The following is a 17,765-nucleotide window of genomic DNA, read 5'->3' on the forward strand; positions in this document are numbered from 1 at the left end:
GTCCCCCCATGAAGATCTTCGCGACCACTCCGCTTCACGTCGGCGCCGACGAACTCGGGCGCCGTCAGAAGCGGTACGACACCATCGCGCCGGAGGGCGTCACCGTCACGCTGCACGACCTGCCCGAGGGCGCCCCGACCAGCCTCGATTCGGCCGACGACATCGCACGTTCGGATGAGTACGTGCACGCCGCGCTCGCAGGTGCGCCCGCCGAGTTCGACGCGGTGATGCCCGACTGCGTCCTGGACCCGGCCGTCGCGCGGCTACAGGACGAGCTCGACCGTCCGGTGATCGGCATCCTGCGCGTGAACCTCGCCTACGCGGCGGCACTCGGCGCCCCGACCGGCGGCGTCGTCCGCAACGACGCGATCGCCGCCGAGATGCGGCGCGTCGCCGATGTCTACGGCTGGTCGCGGTGGCTGACCGACGTGGAGATCCTCGACCTGCCGTTCGACGCAGTCAGCGAGGGCCCCGAGTGGCAGGCCCAGCTCGACAACGCCGCGGCGTCCCTCGCGCCGCGCGGCGTGCGGTCGCTGCTCAACGGCTGCTCGGCCGTCGACGTCGACCCCGATCACCCGTCCGCCGTCCCGGTGGTCGACCCGGTGATCCGGGCCCTCGAACTCGTCGCGGCGGGAGGCAAGGCGTGAGCGCCGACGGACCCGACCTCGTCGTTGCCGGTGCCGGCGGCGGACTGATCGCCGCGCTACGCGCCGCGCAGCTCGGCCTGGACGTGCTGGTGGTCGAGGCCAGCGAGCACTTCACCCGCGGCAACAACACATCGATGTGCACCGCGATGATCCCGGGCGTCGGTAGCCGGTTCCAGAAAGAGCTCGGCATCTCCGACTCGGCGGACATCTTCGCCGCCGACGTCGACCGCAAGACCAAGGGCACCGGGGATCAGCGACTTGCCCGGACCCTCGCAGGCGTGAGCGGCGAGATGGTCGAGTGGTTGGCCGACGAGGTCGGGCTGGAGATCTCGCTGATGACCGACATGCACTACCCGGGCCACTCGGTGGACCGCTGCCACACCATCCCGGAGCGGCACGGCAACGCGCTGATCGACCACCTGGCGCGGACCGCCCGCGATCACCCGAACATCGACTTCCTGGTGCCCGCGCGCCTCACCGACGTGGAACTCGACGACGAGGGCAAGGTCTGCGCCGTCGTCGTCGCCGACCCGTCGGGCGCCGCCGAGCGCATCGAGACCCCGGCAGTGCTGCTGGCCACGAACGGTTTCGGCGCCGACCACGCGATGGTCGACAAGCACATGCCCGAGATCGCATCGGCCACCTACCACGGCAGCGAGACCTCGCGGGGCGACGCGCTGCGGATCGGCACGAAGCTCGGCGCCGCCTCGGCGTACCTCGACGCCTACCAGGGACATGGCGCGCTGGCCGCGAAATCGGCAACGCTGTTGGGCTGGGCGACGATCATGCACGGCGCGATCATGCTCGACACCACCGGCCATCGTTTCGCGAAGGAGACGAGCGGCTACTCCGAGTTCGGTCCGTACCTCGCCCAGCGCCCCGGTGCGACTGGTTGGGTGGTCTTCGACCGTCGCGTCCACGACCTGTGCCTGCCGTTCACCGACTTTCGGCAGACGGTCGAGTCGGGCGCCGAGGTCTGGGCAGACGACGCCGCAGGCCTCGCCGAGGTCACCGGGCTGCCGGTCGACGCCGTCGTCGCCGAGATCGAGGAGTCGGCACGCGCCGCGCGCGGGGAGATCGAGGATCGCTTCGGTCGCGAATACGAGGCGCCGCTGGCGGCGCCGTACGCCGCAGTCCGCGTGGTGCCTGCGCTGTTCCACACCCAGGGCGGCCTCCTCGTCGACGAGAAGGCCCGCGTCGTCGACGACGACGACACCCCGATCCCGGGGCTGTACGCGTCCGGCGGTGCCGCCGCCGGCGTCTCCGGCCACGGTGCCGGCGGATACCTGGCCGGCAACGGCCTGATGCCGGCCTTCGGACTGGCCTACCTCGCCGCGACTGTCGTCGCGAATGGCTGACCTGACCGACGTCGAGCGGGCTGCGCGGGAGTTCGTGCAGCGTGAGGCCGGTTTCGCACAGGTGGTGACGTTCGATCGGACTGGTGAGGCCGTCGGGCGCACCACCAGCGCGTTCCTCGCCGACGACTGGACCGTCGAGATGGTCCAGCGGCGCGTGCACCGGCGCAACGCTCAGCTCGAACGCGATCCGCGGGTCCTCGTCACCTGGGCCGGCGCCCCGTCGCCCGACTCGGTGAACGACTCACCCTGGACCTTCGACCTCGGGCTGACCATTCCGCGCGTCGTGTTTCTCCGCGGCACCGCGCGGCTCCTCGACGCCGACGAGACGTGGGACGTCTACCACCGCCACACGGAACGCCTGCGCGCCGCCGGACACGAAAAGGCCCCGCGGCGCGGGCGCGCGGAGATCGACGCGACCATGCGCGGCGTCCGGGTGACACCGATCCGGATACGCGTCGAGGGCTTCGGCGAGGGCGCACAGGCCTTCGACCTGCCCACCCATGACCACAGTTCGCAGTGAAGGGACCACCGGAGATGATCAAGGCGCTTCTCGGATACACCATCGTCGACGGAGTCAGCGAGGAGGAATACGAGCGCTGGCTTTTCGACGTCCACGCACCCGACCTGCTCGCGAACCCGAACGTCGACCGGATCATCTTCAACAAGATCTTGTACCCGGTGACCTCGGCGTCCGGCGGCACTGCGGAGATCCCGCCGAGTCTTGATCTCTACCGGATCGCCGAGATGCACTTCGCCGACCACGACGCCTATCTCGCGTACCGCGCCTGGTTCGACGAGAACCCGCTGCCCGCCGAGCGCGGCCCCGCCGGCCGCACTGATTTCAAGTTCTATCTGATCGGTGAGAGCACCGTGGTGGAGCGCGACCGGTGACGGCCACCGAGCTGAGCGGGCCGTCACCGGCGGTCACCGCGCGTCTTGCCGAACACGCGCTGAGTGTCTACTCGTCGGGGATCGTCGACGATGCCGCGGCCGCCGCCCTGGCCGAGACACTGCCGTCCGAGCTCGCCCCGGCCGAGTCGGACGGCGCCGCGACGTGGGCCGGCCTGATCGCCGCCGACGGTGGCTCCCCGCTGCTGGGCACGACCCGCACCGCGCCCACCTACCCGGCACTGATGTGGAACGGCGCCCGGCTCGCAGCCGCCGCCCCCGGACGGCAGTGGGCGCCGCTGCTGGCGGCCGTCGCCGCAGCAGCCGCCGACGCCGATCCGGTGCGCGTCGGTCGGGCGGTGATCGCGGGCGAGGCGGTGCTGGACGACGCGACCGAACTCCTCGGTGCCGATCCCGTCGCCTACCCGACGCTGGCGACGCTCGCCGCTGCGACCGCGGCGTCGCTCGCGGGTCCTGCCGAGGGCGCCGACCTCGTAGACGTTCTCGACCTCGCCGCGAGCCTCCAGCTGTTCGTCCCCGACGCCGAGCACGCGTCGACCCACGGCTGGACCGCCGGACACGCCGCCGCGTCCGGATGGCTGGCCGCGGCGCTGCCCGCCGACGCGATCACGCCGATGCCCGGAAGCGTCGCGCACACGCTGTCGGCGGCCGCCGGGCGCGCCGTCCCGACCGCGGACATCTCGTGACGGTGCCGCCGATCCTGCTCAACCTCGCGCGGCCACGCAGCGTGCAGGACCCGCTGGTCGCCGCAGAACGCGCCGTGCGCGACGGTGTCGACGGCGTCGGCTTCGCCGACAACCCGCGACTGTTTCCGGAGCCGTTCCTGACCGCCGCGAGCGTCCTCGCCGCCACCGACGCGGCCCTCTCGGGCCCGTGCGTGATGGGCCTCGGCCTGCACCATCCGAGTGTCGTCGCGCAATCGTGCGCGACTCTCGCCGACCGGTTCCCCGGCCGCGTGCTGACCGTCGTCGCCCGCGGGGAGAGCTCACTGGTCAACGAGGGCCTGCCCGTCCCGTCACAGACGACCTACCAGAGCCTGATCGCGGAGTTCCGTGCGCGACTCGACGACCTGGCGCCCCGGACCGGACCGGTGCTCGGCGCAGGGTCGGGACCCCGCACCATCGAGGTCAACGCTCAGGCTGTGGGCGGCGTCCTGCTCGACGTCGGCGCCTCGACGACCGTCGTCGAACGTGCGGTGGCCACCGCACGAGCGGCCCGCCCGGACGCCGCGTGCTGGCTGTTCCTGCGCGGGGTCGTCACCGCCGACGACGAGCAGGCGCGCGAAGCCGCCGCGCCGATCCTCGGCTCGTGCGCGAGCCGCCTGGCCCGGTCGCCGCAGTGGTACGACATAGCCGACGACCTGGTCGACCGGGTGGCGGCCGTCGCCGCTGCACACGACTACCGCAAACACGGCACCGCCGACGCGTCCGCGATGCAGGGCTCCGACGAGCGGGCGCACGCGCTGATCCGCGACCGTTTCCTGCTCACCGGTTCGGCAGACGAGATCGCCGCACGCTTGCGTCCGCTCGCCGATCTCGGCGTCGACGGTGTCGTCCTCGCGGGCGCCACCGCCGGCATCGAAGACCGTCTGGCCGCCACCGTCTCGGCGGTGCGCGCCGGGCTGGCCTCCAGGGAGATGAACAGATGACCGATGTGGTGCTCGATCTGCCCGCACTGGGCCGTTTCGTCGCCGAGACCGGTCGCCGCGACATCCCCGAGGAGATCTGGACGTTCGGTCGTCTGCTCCTGCTGGACTCACTCGGCGCGCTGATCGGCGGCCTGCGATATCCGGCGGTGCAGCAGCTGGGCGAGAACCTGCAGATCGCCGTCGAGCAGACCGATGGCGTGCCGTTCGCCTGGACGACGACCCTGGGCTCGGCCGCCACCTGGCTCGACGCCGACTCCGGCGGTTCGTTCCACCCGGCAGGTGCCCGGCTCCCACCCGTCCCGACCGCCCATCCCGCGCCCCACGTGTTACCTGCGCTGCTGCACGCGCTCACGGCCGGAGCCGTCGACGACGACACCGCGATCGCAGCCTTCGTCCTCGGGTGTGAGGTGGGACTGCGGTTCGGCGTCGGGACGTCGTTGCGCCCGGGTCTGCACCCGCACGGCATCCACGGTCCGATCGCGGCTGCCGTCACCATGTGTGCGTTCGTCGGCGCCGACGCAGAGCGGTCGACACGAGCGATCGGACTGGGCGGTTCGGTACCGCTGGCCGCCACGCTGGCCGTCCCCATGCACGGCGGCACCGTGCGCAACCTGTGGACCGGCCTCGGGTCGTACTACGGGGCGCTCGCCGCCGCGAACGCCGCGGCCGGAACGGTCGACGACGGTCTGCTCGAGACCCTCTATGACGGGGTCGTCACCACCGACGTCGACGTCGACGAGATCACCGGGCAGCTGGGGGAGCGGTGGCGATTGCGCGACAGCTACCTCAAGCCGTACGCGTGCGCCCGGTGGGTGCACCCGACCCTCGACGCCCTGCGGCCGGCGCTGGCCGCCGCCGGCGATCCCGCGCCGTCGGACATCGTCGCGATCGACATCGGCACGTTCGCGTTCGCGGCATCCCTCGACACCGCAGGCGCCGAGTCGGATCTGCACGCCCGCTTCTCGATTCCGCGCTGCGTCGCCTCGGTGGTGCTCGACGGCCGCCTGGACGCCGACGGATTTCTCCCCGAGCAATTCGACCGGCCCGAGATCGGCGTGCTGATCGATCGTGTGCACCTGCGCGAGGTTCCCGACTTCAGCGCCGAGCTGCCGACCAACCGTCCGTCTCGGGTCACCGTCCGGACCGTGTCCGGGAACTTCACCGCCGAGGTCCGCAACGCACGCGGCAACCCGGATTCGGCTTTGACCGTCGACGAGGTGGTCGAGAAGTTTCGCGGCAATGTCGGATCGTTCCTGCCCGTCGACGTCCTCGATTCGGTGATCCACACCCTGACCGCCTCCGCCACGACAGACACGCGCGGCTCCGCCACGACAGACACGCGCGGCTCCGCCACGACGACGACGCTGCGCGATCTCGCCGTCGCGATCCGTACGGCCGTCGCCTGACCACGGTGCGAAGCCAGAGGCCACCCGCAGCGCACGCCGGTGCGGGTGGCCAGGCGTGATCGCCGCCGCCACAGATGCCGCAACAGTCTGACCGAACAGGCCCGCGAATCCCGAGGGGCCCTGTGAACAGTTTCACAGGGTGGCTATATCCTCGAATGATCGTCGTGTGAACGAAACTGGAGGTGAGTGTGGCCGCCGATCGTCAGATGTCGGGCGACGCCGAGCCTCCCGCCGCCGCCCTGCCACCGCCCGCGGCGGACGCAACCGACATCCCTGCCCCCACAGTGACCCGACTGGCCACCTATCTGCACGTCCTGCGGTCCTTCAGCGAGCGGGGCATCCTGGTGGCCTCCAGCGGCCAACTCGCCACCGCAGCCGGCGTCAACCCGGCCATACTGCGCAAGGATCTGTCCCACATCGGTGCCAACGGTGTGCGCGGCGTCGGCTACGACGTCGGCCGCCTCACCGCCAAGATCTCGCTCGCGCTGCACACCGACACCATCCACACGGTTGCGCTGGCCGGTGCAGGCCGACTGGGCCAAGCCCTGCTCACGCACACCGGATTCGGGCGCGGCATCCGCGTCGTCGCCATGTTCGACGCCGACGACACGCTGGTCGGAACCCGTATCGAGCCCGATGCGCCCGCGATCGCCGCGCTCCGCGACATCGTCGACGTATGTGGCGGGAAAGGCATGACACCGATCCAGATCGGAGTCATCGCCACCGACGATGCGGACGCACAGGCAGCCTGCGACGCGTTCGTCTCGGTCGGTGTCAAACAGCTGCTGAACATCACGCCGACGACCTTGCGGACGGACTCCGATGTCTTCGTCAGACAGGTTGATCTAGCCTTGGAGCTACAGGTGTTGGCGTTCAATGCCTCGCGTTCGCGTGTTTCGACGGCCTCGGCCGCGAGTGTCGCAGCCACGCGAGGGACAAACAGAGAACCCGCGATGGGCCCGACGATGGTCTCGAACGGGTGAGGAAACGGTGACGGCGTGAGTGTTTTGTTGTTCGGGGTCTCGCACCGGAGCGCACCCGTTGAGGTGCTCGAACGGTTGGCGGTGTCCGATCACGATCGACCCAAGATCATCGACAAGCTGTTGTCGTCGCGGTCGGTCTCCGAGGCGATGCTCGTGTCGACGTGCAACCGGGTCGAGATCTACGCCGTCGTCGACGCCTTCCACCCCGCTCTCGAAGCCGTCGGAGCCGTTCTCGGCGATCACTCGGGAATGACCGTCAACGAGATGACCCGGCACGCCTACGTGCGTTACTCGGAGGCGGCCGTCGAGCATCTGTTCACCGTCGCGGCAGGTCTGGACTCCCTCGTCGTCGGTGAACAGCAGATCCTCGGTCAGCTGCGCAACGCCTACCTCGACGCGGACGCGAACCAGTCGGCCGGACGTGTCCTGCACGAACTCGCTCAGCAGGCGCTGCGGGTGGGCAAGCGGGTCCACACGGAGACCGGGATCGATCGCGCCGGTGCGTCCGTGGTGTCGGTCGCGCTCCATCGCGCACAGTCAGTGCTGACCTCGGCGGGCGGGGACGCGCGCCTGCGGTCGGCGGTCGTCGTCGGCGCGGGCGCCATGGGCGGCCTGGCAACGGCTCAGCTCGCCCGTGAGGGCGTCACCGATCTCGTCGTGGTGAACCGCACGGTGGCCAATGCCGAACATCTGGCGACCAACATCGCCGCGAATCACGGTATCCGGGTGCGTGGCGCCGGACTCGACGAACTGCCTGCGGTGATGGCCGCCGCCGACGTGGTGGTGAGCTGCACCGGTTCGGTCGGCGTCGTCGTGGGTGTGGGGGATGTGCACTCGGCACTGGCCGCCCGCACCAACGGCCGTCCGCTGGTGATCTGTGATCTCGGTCTGCCGCGCAACGTCGATGCTGCCGCCGGACGCCTGCCCGACGTGCACGTCGTCGACATCGAGGGTCTGCGCGGCGATTCGGAGACCCAGGCCGCGGAGAACGATGCCATCGCGGCCCGGACCATCGTCGCCGGCGAGCTGGCCGACTATCTGACCCACCAGCGTCAGGCCGAGGTCACCCCGACCGTCGCCGCGCTGCGCCAGCGCGCGGCCGACGTGGTCGAGGCGGAGATCCTGCGGCTGGAGACCCGACTGCCCGATCTCGACGATCCGCAGCGCGACGAGGTCGCCAAGACGGTGCGCCGGGTCGTCGACAAGCTGCTGCATGCGCCGACGGTGCGCGTCAAGCAGTTGGCGTCGACACCCAACGGCGACCACTACGCCGAAGCGCTCCGAGAACTCTTCGAACTCAAGCCCGGCGCCACCGAATCGGTTTCGGCTCCCGAAGTGTCCGGGCTCGGTGGCCCTGCGGCCGACGGCGTCGAGAAGTGAGCGCCCCGGACAACGTGATCCGCATCGGCACGCGCGGATCGCTGCTGGCGCGGACACAGGCACAGACCGTCGCGGACGCCCTGACACAGGCCGGGCATCCCGCCGAGTTGGTCATCATCAAGACGGCCGGGGACGCATCCCAGAAGCCGGTGGCCGAGATCGGGGTCGGGGTGTTCACCACCGCGATCCGGCAGGCGTTGACCAACAACGAGGTCGACGTCGCGATCCACTCCTACAAGGATCTGCCCACCGCACCCGAGCCGGGCCTGGTCATCCCCGCGGTCCCGCCGCGCGAGGATCCGCGAGATGCGCTGGTCAGCAGGGGTGACATGGTGCTCGGCGAGCTGCCGCCGGGGTCCACGGTGGGGACTTCCGCCCCACGCAGGGCGGCACAGCTTAGAGCATTAGGTCTCGGTTTGGAAATCCGCCCCCTAAGAGGCAACCTTGACTCTCGGTTGGGCAAAGTCGCCAGCGGTGAACTCGACGCAGTCGTGGTCGCCAGGGCCGGTCTGGTACGCATCGGCAGGGCCGATGCCGTCACCGAGGCATTCGACCCGGTGGTGCTGTTACCGGCGCCGGCGCAGGGGGCCTTGGCCGTGGAGTGCCGCTCCGACGATGCCGAACTGGTGAGAATACTCGCCGAGTTGGACGACCCGTCCACCCGGGCGTCGATCGACGCCGAACGCGGAGTGCTCGCGGCCCTGGAGGCCGGGTGCACCGCCCCGGTCGGTGCGATCGCCGAGGTGGTCGAGTCGATCGACGACGACGGACGCATCTTCGCCGAACTGTCGCTGCGCGCGGCGGTGGCGGCCGAGGACGGATCGGACGTGATCCGCGCTTCGGTGGTGGGACCCGTCGAACGTGCGGAGCAACTCGGTAAGGATCTCGCCGCCGAACTGCTGGAGCTGGGAGCGGGCGCGCTCGTCGGCCGCGGTTCGCAAGCCTAGCGGCGCCGCGGGCGTCGCTGGTGAGCGGGTCGCGGATCCACGGGCCCACTCATTCGCAACTCCGGTAGCAGAAGGAACTGCAGCCCCGAACGGGGCAGGAGAGTGCGAACTCATGAGCCGTACGAAGAAGGTCAATCCGGGACGGATCCTGTTCGTGGGGTCGGGTCCGGGTGACCCCGACCTGTTGACCGTGCGTGCCCGCAACGTGATCGAAGGGGCCGAGATGGCCTACATCGATCCCGACGTCCCGGCCGGCGTCGTCGCGATGATCGGCGCGGCCGGTCGCGAGGCGGCCGAGAAGGCGGCGCGCAACAAGAAGAGCTCCCCGGCAGCCAAGGACACCGCTGCCCAGGACGCCGACACGACTCCCGCGGACAAGCCCGCCGAGGAGGAGTCCGAGACATCCGTCGTACATCCGGCGCTCGGCGATCCGGCCGAGGTGGCCAAGACCCTCGTCGCCGCCGCCAAGAACGGCACCGACGTGGTCCGTGTGGTCTCCGGTGATCCGCTGACCACCGACTCGGTGCTCACCGAGGTCAATGCGGTGGCCCGGTCGTCGATCCAGTTCGAGGTGCTGCCCGGTCTGCCCTCGGCGTCGGTGGTGCCGAGCTACGCGGGCATGCCGCTCGGCGCCAGCCACACCGAGGCCGATGTCCGTGCAGAGGGCGTCGACTGGGCGGCCCTGGCGGCTGCGCCCGGACCCCTCGTGCTGCACGCCACCGCCGGTCACCTCGCGGAGACGGCGAGCGCGCTGACCGAGCACGGGATGGCCGCGCAGACCCCGGTCGCGATCACCGTGAACGGCACCACCTGCGCGCAGCGGACCATCGAGGCGACATTGGCCACTCTCAACGAGCAGGGCAACGCCCTGGTCGGGCCGCTGATCCTGACCATCGGCAAGGTCGTCAGCAACCGCGGCAAGCTCTCCTGGTGGGAATCGCGGGCACTCTACGGCTGGACCGTCCTGGTGCCGCGTACGAAGGACCAGGCCGGCGACATGAGTGAGCGCCTGCGCACCCACGGCGCCATCCCCAAGGAGGTGCCGACCATCGCCGTCGAGCCTCCGCGTAGCCCGGCCCAGATGGAAAGGGCCGTCAAGGGTTTGGTAGACGGCCGCTACCAGTGGGTGGTGTTCACCTCCACCAACGCGGTGCGCGCGGTGTGGGAGAAGTTCGCCGAGTTCGGACTCGACGCCCGCGCCTTCTCGGGTGTCAAGATCGCCTGCGTGGGTGAGGCCACAGCCGACAAGGTGCGCACGCTCGGTATCCAGCCGGAGTTGGTGCCGTCGGGTGAGCAGAGTTCGCTCGGGCTCCTCGAGGACTTCCCTCCCTACGACGACGTGTTCGACCCGGTGAACCGAATCCTGTTGCCCCGTGCGGACATCGCCACCGAGACCCTGTCCGAGGGGCTGCGTGAGCGCGGCTGGGAGATCGACGACGTGACCGCGTACCGCACCGTGCGGGCCGCCCCGCCGCCCGCCGAGACCCGCGAGATGATCAAGACCGGCGGTTTCGACGCGGTCTGCTTCACCTCGAGCTCCACGGTGCGCAACCTGGTCGGTATCGCCGGGAAACCGCACGCGCGCACCATCGTTGCGTGCATCGGGCCCAAGACCGCCGAGACCGCAACGGAGTTCGGCCTGCGGGTGGACGTGCAGCCGGAGAACGCCTCGGTGCCGGAGCTGATCGATGCTCTCGCCGAACACGCTGCGCGACTGCGCGCCGAAGGTGCGCTGCCGCCACCGCGGAAGAAGTCTCGCCGCTCGCGGTCGTGAGAACGGGTGTCCGACAGGTGAGCATCCACACGTTCGTCGACCGCGACGATCGAGTGGCGCTCACTGCCGGTCCCCGCAAGGCCCGGTTCGCCGGCCCCTGTGACGCAACGAGATCCATCACCGCTGAGGAGCTGCGATCATCGAGCTTCACCACCGCTCCCTGAGCACCCGCGAGAAACCGGCGGGGTCGCGAGGGGCGATCAAGCGAAGGAGATTACTGCCATGGCTCCGGTGATCCGCCCACGCCGCCTGAGGTCGACTCGCGCGATGCGCCGACTGGTGGCCGAAACCGTGGTCGCACCGCAAGATCTGGTGTTGCCGATGTTCGTCGCGGACGGCATCGACGAGCCGCGGCCGATCTCGTCGATGCCGGGTGTCGTGCAGCACACGTCGGACTCGCTGCGCGCGGCGGCCGAGGAGGCGGTGCGTGCGGGTGTCGGTGGGCTGATGTTGTTCGGCGTGCCGACCCCGGAGGACAAGGATGCCGTCGGCTCGGGCGCCGATGCCGACGACGGGGTGCTGAATCGTGCGTTGCGACTGCTGCGCGACGACCTCGGCGACCAGACGGTCCTGATGGCCGACACCTGCCTCGACGAGTTCACCGATCACGGGCACTGCGGAGTCGTCGACGGCCAGGGCCGCATCGACAACGACGCGACGCTGGACCGGTACGTGTCCATGTCGTTGGCCCAGGCCCGCGCGGGCGCCCACCTGCTCGGACCGAGCGGCATGATGGACGGCCAGGTGGCCGCCATCCGGGCTGGACTCGACGCCGAAGGATTCACCGACACCGGCATTCTCGCCTACGCGGCCAAGTACGCGTCGGCGTTCTACGGGCCGTTCCGCGAGGCGGTCGGGTCGTCGCTGGAGGGGGACCGGCGTACCTACCAGCAGGACGCGTCCAATCGGATCGAGGCACTCCGTGAGATCCGGTTGGACCTCGAGGAGGGCGCCGATCTGGTGATGGTGAAGCCCGCGATGAGCTATCTCGACATCGTGCGTGACGCCGCCGAGATCGCCGATGTGCCCGTCGCGGCGTATCAGATCAGTGGTGAGTACGCGATGATCACGGCGGCCGCCGAACGCGGCTGGATCGACCGTGACGCCGCCATCCTCGAATCCCTCACATCGATCAAGCGCGCCGGCGCCTCGATCATCCTCACGTATTGGGCTACAGAAGTGGCCGACCGGTTGGCATAGGCCCTGTCGGCGGACCACCGAGGTCATCGGTGGGCTCGCGCCGACCGTCGGCGGATGGGCCACGCGAACTCGCGCCGACCAGGCCGCCGATGATTCATTAGGCTGGAATCATGTCCGCACCGATCCACCCGGCACCGCAGCCCGGTGTCCAGACCGACCGTGGCGAGCGGCCCAAACGTCCCGACGCGATATCCATCGCCACCGAGTTGTGGGTGGTGGTGATTCTCGGTCAGATCGTCGCATTGATCGGGCAGTACCCCGCGCTGCGGGACTCCTGGGATCGTCAGGTCCGCTCGCTGCCCGAGGACACACCTCGCGAAGAGGTCGACCTCCTCACGTCGTCGGGAACGCTCATCACGGTCCTCGCCCTCCTCGGCCTGGCTCTGACGGCCGTCTCGGTCATGCTGGTCCTGCTCACCCGCAACGGCCACAACTGGGCACGCGTGATCATCGCGGCCGTCGGTGTGTTCCTCGCCGTGAATCTCGTGTTCACCTTGTTCGGTGACGTCTCACCTCAGTGGGTGATGATCCCGATGGTGCTCAGCGGTGTCGCCGCCATCGGCTCATCGGTCCTGCTGTTGCGACGCGAGTCGGAGCAATACTGTCGCGCGATGGCCGAGCATCGTCGGCGACCACGATTCCCACCCGGTCCACCGCCCGGTGGGCCGTTCCCCGGGCCGGGCTCGGGATACGGACCCGGCAACGCGCCGAATTGGCCGTATGGTGTCGGTCAGCAGTCTCCACCGGGGGCCCAGGGCCCCGACCGCACCCGCCCGAATGAAGGAAACGAATCACGTGGTGAGTCCTGATCCTGCGCAGCGACCGAAACTCGTCGTCTGGGCCTACCGCTGCTGGACCGCATCGGGCGTGCTGCTCGTCGCTCTCGGAGTGCTGTTCATCGTGCTGGGACTCGTCCTGTCGGGCTCCACGCTGGGTCCCGTCGGGGTCGGATTCATCGTCGCGGTGGTCGGCGCGGCCTACATCCTGTTGGGCAGCAAGTCCTTCGTCGGCGACGCGCGCTGGCGCTCGTCGCTCGCGGCGCTCACACTCGTCGTGGTGATCATGCTGCTGATCTGCAGCTTCTTCATCCCGATCCTCGCGTTGGCGCTGCTGGTGTCGTTGATCGGACTGCTCGGCTCGCTGCTGGCATTCCGTCCCGAATCGGAGACCTGGTACACCGGCCACGACGGCGACCAGGTGCGTCGTTCGCGATGACCGACGATCTACGTCCCGAGGAGGAGACGGCGGTGGCCGCCGACGACACGTCGGGCACCGCGGCAGCATCGGAGGCCGCGGCAACCCCCGACACCGCTGAACCCGACGCCAGTGATTCCGACGCCGCTGATTCCGACTCCTCCGACACGGGCGATGCCGCGGACCAGAATCTGTCCGACGACGCGCCGGACGTCACGACCCCGGACGCCACAACAGCGGCCGACGAGACGACCGACGTCGAGAAGACCACCGACGAAACGGCCGACGACGATGCGGCCGACGACGAGACCACCGACGATGCGGCCGACGATGCGCAGGACGAGCCCGTCGACGAGGGGGAGGTCCTGTTCTACGAGCCCGGTGGGAGCTGGTGGGTGGTCGCGATCGGGCCCGTGCTGATCGGTGCGGTGCTCGCGCTGGAGATCGCCGGACCCGGACAGGTGCACTGGCCGGTGCTGATCATCTTCGCGGTCATCCTGATCGGCTTCTCACTCGTCCAGGTCTTCGCGGCGCGCACGCACGTGAGCGTGCGGCTCACCGAGACGACGTTGCATCAGGGCACCCGTAGTGTTCCGCTGGAGAAGATCGCCGAGATCTATCCGGTCAACAACGGTGCCGAACCGGAGAAGTGGGAGAGTGCCCGGGCCCTCGGTGAGCTGCCCGCCGTTCCCCGGCGACGCAAGGGTGTCGGCGTGAAGATGGTCGACGGGACGTTGGCCCAGGCATGGGCCCGCAATGTCGACCGGTTCCGCACCGAACTCTCCGAAGCCCATCTCGCCGCCCACATCAACCGCGACAGCTGAGCGTCGGCGACCGCACCCGCCGACCGTCGCACGCACGATCGACGGTCCCGATGCGGTCGCCGGTGACAGGTCAGCCGTGTTCGAGCATCGGCGCGGCCAAGAGCTCTTCCGGGATGCCGAACGCATCGACCAGGCTGCGCAGATGAGGGCGCAATTCGAGGCACAGTTCGTTGACTCCCCGGCGAATCGCCTTGGCCCGCTCCACCGATACGTGGCGATGCATCAGGAACCACGCGAGGTCGTCCTCGAGTGCGGAGTACACGAACAGATCGCACACCTTGCCCAGCAGCTGTGCCGCCGACCGTGAATCGCACTCGTCGATCGCCTGGACGAATGCCTCCAGCACGATTCGCTCGGTGTGGACCCGGCCGACCTTGAGCAGGTGGTCCTGTGCGTTGTTGAACACCTCGAACGGGTCGTTGTCGTCGTCGTTCGCGCGGCGTAGTCGTTGGGCGCAGGTCCGGATGAGATGGTCCTCGCGATTGCGGAACAGTCGCAGCTGCGTGCCGCGATCGGTGAGATTCGACTTCTCGGTGTCCTCGTCGGAACCCTCGAGAAGCGTCTGCACCACCTGGCGCACCGCGGTCTTCTCGACGACGACGTCACGGGCCATGGTCGCGATGAAACGTACCCACCCACCTGCCGAGAGCCCGCGCACGTCCTCGGCGTACGCCGACAACAACTCCTTGGCCACGAGCTGGGTCAACACCGTGTTGTCGCCCTCGAAGGTGGTGAACACATCGATGTCGCCACGGATGAGTGAGATCTGGTTCTCGTCGAGATAGCCTGCACCACCGCATGCCTCGCGACTGACGTTGATCGCCTGGGAGGCATGCCACGTCGCATAGGCCTTCAAACCCGCTGCGGCGCTTTCCAACTCACGCTGCCGGCCGTCGTCCACCTCGTCGTCTGAGGCGTCGTCGCGCACCGACTGCAGCTCGTGCAGCTCTTCGGTGAGCTCGTTCTGCGCGAAGGCTATCGCGTACGATTTCGCTATGAGCGGCAACAGCTTTCGCTGATGGCCGAGATAGTCCATCACGAGGATCTCGTTGTCGGCATCGGGTGCCTCGAACTGTTTGCGGATCAGTCCGTACCGGCCGGCCAGGGTCAGCGCCTTGCGGCCGGCGGCGCCTGCGGTGGCGGCCACGCTCACCCGGCCACGGATGAGCGTGCCCAGCATCGTGAAGAACCGACGGTTCGGGTTCTCGATGGGCGATGTGTAGGTGCCGTCGGCTTCCACGTCGGCGTACCGGTTCAGCAGGTTCTCCGCCGGGACGCGCACGTGGTCGAACATGATGCGCCCGTTGTCCACACCGGGCAGGCCGCCCTTGTATCCGCAGTCGCTGGTGGTCACGCCGGGCAGATCGTTGCCGTCGGAATCGCGGATCGGCACGACGAAACAGTGGACGCCCCGACTCTCCGGCTCCTCGCCCGGTCCGGCGGTGATCAACTGGGCGAACACCGCGGCGGTCGTCGCGTGCTGGGCCGCACCACCGATGTAGTCCTTGCGCGACGACGGGGTCGGCGAGTCGATGATGAACTCGCGGGTCTGCGGATCGTAGGTCGCGGTGGTCTCCAGCGCCTGCACGTTGGATCCGTGACCGGTCTCGGTCATCGCGAAACAGCCGAGCAGATCGAGATCGATGATGCCGGCGACATAGCGATCGTGATGGCGTGCGGTGCCGAGGTTCTCCACTGCTCCGCCGAAGAGTCCCCACTGCACACCGGACTTCACCATCAGCGACAGGTCGGCGTATCCGAGCATCTCGATCGCCGTGATGGAAGCGCCCACATCGCCTGTGCCACCGTGGTCGGCGGCGAAACCTGCTGTGGCGAAACCGCTCTGGGCGAGCTCGCGCATCTCGCCGAGAATCCGGGCCCGGGCCTCGTCGAGGGTGCGGGACGGATCCGGGAGCAAATCACCGCGAGCGGAGAGCTCACGCACGGTGTCCCGGGTCGCGCGCCAGCGACCGTCAAGGGCGTATCGCAGGTTGTCGACGAGCAGTGCACGCTCGTCGTCGGACAGGTCGTCGGTGGGCGGGGTGACCGCCTCTGGATCGTCTCGGACTTCCGGCTCCCGGTCGGTGGCGCCGGGCTGACTCTCCGTCGTTGTGGCCATGGGTCCACGGTACGTACTCGACTGCCGGTGTAGGGCGGTTAGTGGCGGGCGTTACCGGTGCTCGGCGGTGCGATCCTCGCCCCCGACATTCGCCGACATCCGCCGACCGACGCTCAGATCGGCGCAGATGTGGCCGGCTGTGCACCGGGGCGTCACCGGCGTCCGAACCGCCGTTGCAGATCGTCGGCGACGGGAGCGGGGACCAACTCCGCGGGGATGAGCAGACCCGGCGCCGAGCCCCTGCGGCTGACGAAGAAGGCGTCGCCCACCCGGGAGACCCGGGAAATGCTGTCGCAGCTCACCGAATCCGTGTGGTCGCCGAGCCTCAGGGTCAGCCACTGCGGTCCGAAATCAGCACTGATCGGTGTGCCCGCGGGCACGCGCCGCCGGAAGATGGCCGGGCCGCGGACCCACAGCGCCGACACGACCGCGATCAGTGCGAATGCGACGAGCGCACCGACCATGGCGATGTCGCCGATCGTGAGATTGCGTTGGATGGCGAACAATCCGAGGGCGAGCAGCGGGACGAACGACGCGGCGAACGCGATACGCGTGCTGGGGGCCTGCCGTTGCGCGCGGGCGAGCCGATCTGCGAGCCCGGCATCGGCGATGGCGTGCGTGCGGACGGTCCCGTCGGTCGGGGCGAGGCCGACAGGTCCGGGGGCCGGGCGCAGCGGTGTGGTCGGCGCATCGGACCCGATGACCGGTGACGGTGACCAGGATCGCGGGGGAGCGGCAGTCACGGAATCACGGGCGAAGCGGGCGAGGAGGTCGCGGCCGATCTGCGGCGGGACGAGGTCGTCGTGGATCACCAGCGGCGAGCCGGTCGACGAGGTGATGTAGAGACCGCGGCCGACGTGGCGGACCGCGGTGATCTCACCCAGTGCGACCGCCGTGTATTCGTCTCCGCGCCCGAATCCGATGCTGTCCGGCGCGAAGTCGGCGAACATCGGTGTGCCGGCAGGCGTCGCCAGGCGCTGCGCCCGCGGTGCGGTGACGTAGAGCAGACCGAGCCCGAACAGCGCGGTGACGAAGAGCCCGGTGACTGCGGATGACCCGAGCATGAACACACCGAGCAGCACGCCCTCGCGCACCGCGTTGTAGAACCCGACGGCCAGCGGCACGCCGAGAAAGGCGGGGATGAGGATGATCCAGATCCACCGGTTACCCAGATAGGTCGTCCGGGCGATGTCGCCGACCATCGCGTCGGTGACGATGGTCTGCGTACGGACCCCGCCACCGGGCAGTGGGGTCTGGCATGCGGGGGTCGGGGATGCGGTGCGATCGGTCTGACGTGCCATACCGATCAGATGCCGTGTGTCCGGCGAATGTTCCCGCTGGTGCCCGTGATCGCGCCGTCGGCCACCGCCGTCGCG

17 protein-coding genes are annotated in these 17,765 nt (G+C 69.4%); 15 read left to right on the top strand and 2 right to left on the bottom strand.

The window, feature by feature from the left end; translation table 11 throughout:
* Positions 1 to 8: 8 nt before the first annotated feature.
* From AAFP35_RS15860 to AAFP35_RS15930, 15 genes are all read left to right on the top strand, one after another.
* On the top strand, positions 9 to 647 hold the full coding sequence (locus AAFP35_RS15860; protein ID WP_419222596.1) for an aspartate/glutamate racemase family protein: 639 nt from the start codon (positions 9 to 11) through the stop codon (positions 645 to 647).
* Positions 644 to 2,005, top strand: a complete 1,362-nt coding sequence (locus AAFP35_RS15865) for an FAD-binding protein (RefSeq protein ID WP_419222597.1) — start codon at positions 644 to 646, stop codon at positions 2,003 to 2,005. Before AAFP35_RS15860 ends, AAFP35_RS15865 begins: the two co-directional genes overlap by 4 nt.
* Positions 1,998 to 2,525, top strand: coding sequence for a hypothetical protein (locus tag AAFP35_RS15870; RefSeq protein WP_419222598.1), 528 nt, complete (start codon positions 1,998 to 2,000; stop codon positions 2,523 to 2,525). Before AAFP35_RS15865 ends, AAFP35_RS15870 begins: the two co-directional genes overlap by 8 nt.
* Before the next feature lie 14 nt (positions 2,526 to 2,539).
* Positions 2,540 to 2,896, top strand: coding sequence for a hypothetical protein (locus AAFP35_RS15875; protein ID WP_419222599.1), 357 nt, complete (start codon positions 2,540 to 2,542; stop codon positions 2,894 to 2,896).
* Positions 2,893 to 3,600, top strand: a complete 708-nt coding sequence (locus AAFP35_RS15880; protein ID WP_419222600.1) for a hypothetical protein — start codon at positions 2,893 to 2,895, stop codon at positions 3,598 to 3,600. Before AAFP35_RS15875 ends, AAFP35_RS15880 begins: the two co-directional genes overlap by 4 nt.
* Positions 3,597 to 4,562, top strand: a complete 966-nt coding sequence (locus AAFP35_RS15885) for an LLM class flavin-dependent oxidoreductase (RefSeq protein WP_419222601.1) — start codon at positions 3,597 to 3,599, stop codon at positions 4,560 to 4,562. Before AAFP35_RS15880 ends, AAFP35_RS15885 begins: the two co-directional genes overlap by 4 nt.
* Positions 4,559 to 5,968 (top strand): MmgE/PrpD family protein, encoded by a 1,410-nt coding sequence (locus AAFP35_RS15890; protein ID WP_419222602.1) that lies wholly within the window; start codon positions 4,559 to 4,561, stop codon positions 5,966 to 5,968. The genes AAFP35_RS15885 and AAFP35_RS15890 overlap by 4 nt, the downstream gene beginning before the upstream one ends.
* A gap of 182 nt (positions 5,969 to 6,150) precedes the next feature.
* Positions 6,151 to 6,951, top strand: coding sequence for a redox-sensing transcriptional repressor Rex (locus tag AAFP35_RS15895; RefSeq protein WP_419222603.1), 801 nt, complete (start codon positions 6,151 to 6,153; stop codon positions 6,949 to 6,951).
* Between the two features lie 15 nt (positions 6,952 to 6,966).
* The gene (locus tag AAFP35_RS15900) at positions 6,967 to 8,331 is read left to right on the top strand and encodes a glutamyl-tRNA reductase (RefSeq protein ID WP_419222604.1); all 1,365 of its coding nucleotides are present in this window, start codon (positions 6,967 to 6,969) and stop codon (positions 8,329 to 8,331) included.
* A complete protein-coding gene (hemC, locus tag AAFP35_RS15905; RefSeq protein ID WP_419222605.1) occupies positions 8,328 to 9,278 on the top strand; it encodes a hydroxymethylbilane synthase in 951 nt (316 codons plus the stop codon). The genes AAFP35_RS15900 and hemC overlap by 4 nt, the downstream gene beginning before the upstream one ends.
* A 112-nt stretch (positions 9,279 to 9,390) precedes the next feature.
* A complete protein-coding gene (locus AAFP35_RS15910; protein WP_419222606.1) occupies positions 9,391 to 11,052 on the top strand; it encodes a uroporphyrinogen-III synthase in 1,662 nt (553 codons plus the stop codon).
* 222 nt (positions 11,053 to 11,274) lie between these two features.
* Entirely contained in the window at positions 11,275 to 12,252 is a 978-nt protein-coding gene (gene hemB / locus AAFP35_RS15915) for a porphobilinogen synthase (protein ID WP_419222607.1), read from the top strand.
* Positions 12,253 to 12,362: 110 nt separating this feature from the next.
* Positions 12,363 to 13,061 (top strand): hypothetical protein, encoded by a 699-nt coding sequence (locus tag AAFP35_RS15920; RefSeq protein WP_419222608.1) that lies wholly within the window; start codon positions 12,363 to 12,365, stop codon positions 13,059 to 13,061.
* Positions 13,048 to 13,467 carry a hypothetical protein gene (locus AAFP35_RS15925; RefSeq protein WP_419222609.1) on the top strand — a complete coding sequence of 140 codons (420 nt, stop codon included), beginning with the start codon at positions 13,048 to 13,050 and terminating at the stop codon, positions 13,465 to 13,467. Before AAFP35_RS15920 ends, AAFP35_RS15925 begins: the two co-directional genes overlap by 14 nt.
* Positions 13,464 to 14,270, top strand: coding sequence for a hypothetical protein (locus AAFP35_RS15930; RefSeq protein WP_419222610.1), 807 nt, complete (start codon positions 13,464 to 13,466; stop codon positions 14,268 to 14,270). The genes AAFP35_RS15925 and AAFP35_RS15930 overlap by 4 nt, the downstream gene beginning before the upstream one ends.
* Before the next feature lie 70 nt (positions 14,271 to 14,340).
* On the opposite strand, the gene AAFP35_RS15935 is transcribed toward AAFP35_RS15930, so the two are convergent.
* Both AAFP35_RS15935 and AAFP35_RS15940 read right to left on the bottom strand, forming a co-directional pair.
* A complete protein-coding gene (locus tag AAFP35_RS15935; protein ID WP_419222611.1) occupies positions 14,341 to 16,389 on the bottom strand; it encodes an acyl-CoA dehydrogenase in 2,049 nt (682 codons plus the stop codon).
* A 152-nt stretch (positions 16,390 to 16,541) separates the two neighbouring features.
* The gene (locus tag AAFP35_RS15940; protein WP_419222612.1) at positions 16,542 to 17,690 is read right to left on the bottom strand and encodes a hypothetical protein; all 1,149 of its coding nucleotides are present in this window, start codon (positions 17,688 to 17,690) and stop codon (positions 16,542 to 16,544) included.
* Positions 17,691 to 17,765: the final 75 nt, after the last annotated feature.

Source organism: Gordonia sp. CPCC 206044 (assembly GCF_048537895.1).
GTDB lineage: Bacteria > Actinomycetota > Actinomycetes > Mycobacteriales > Mycobacteriaceae > Gordonia.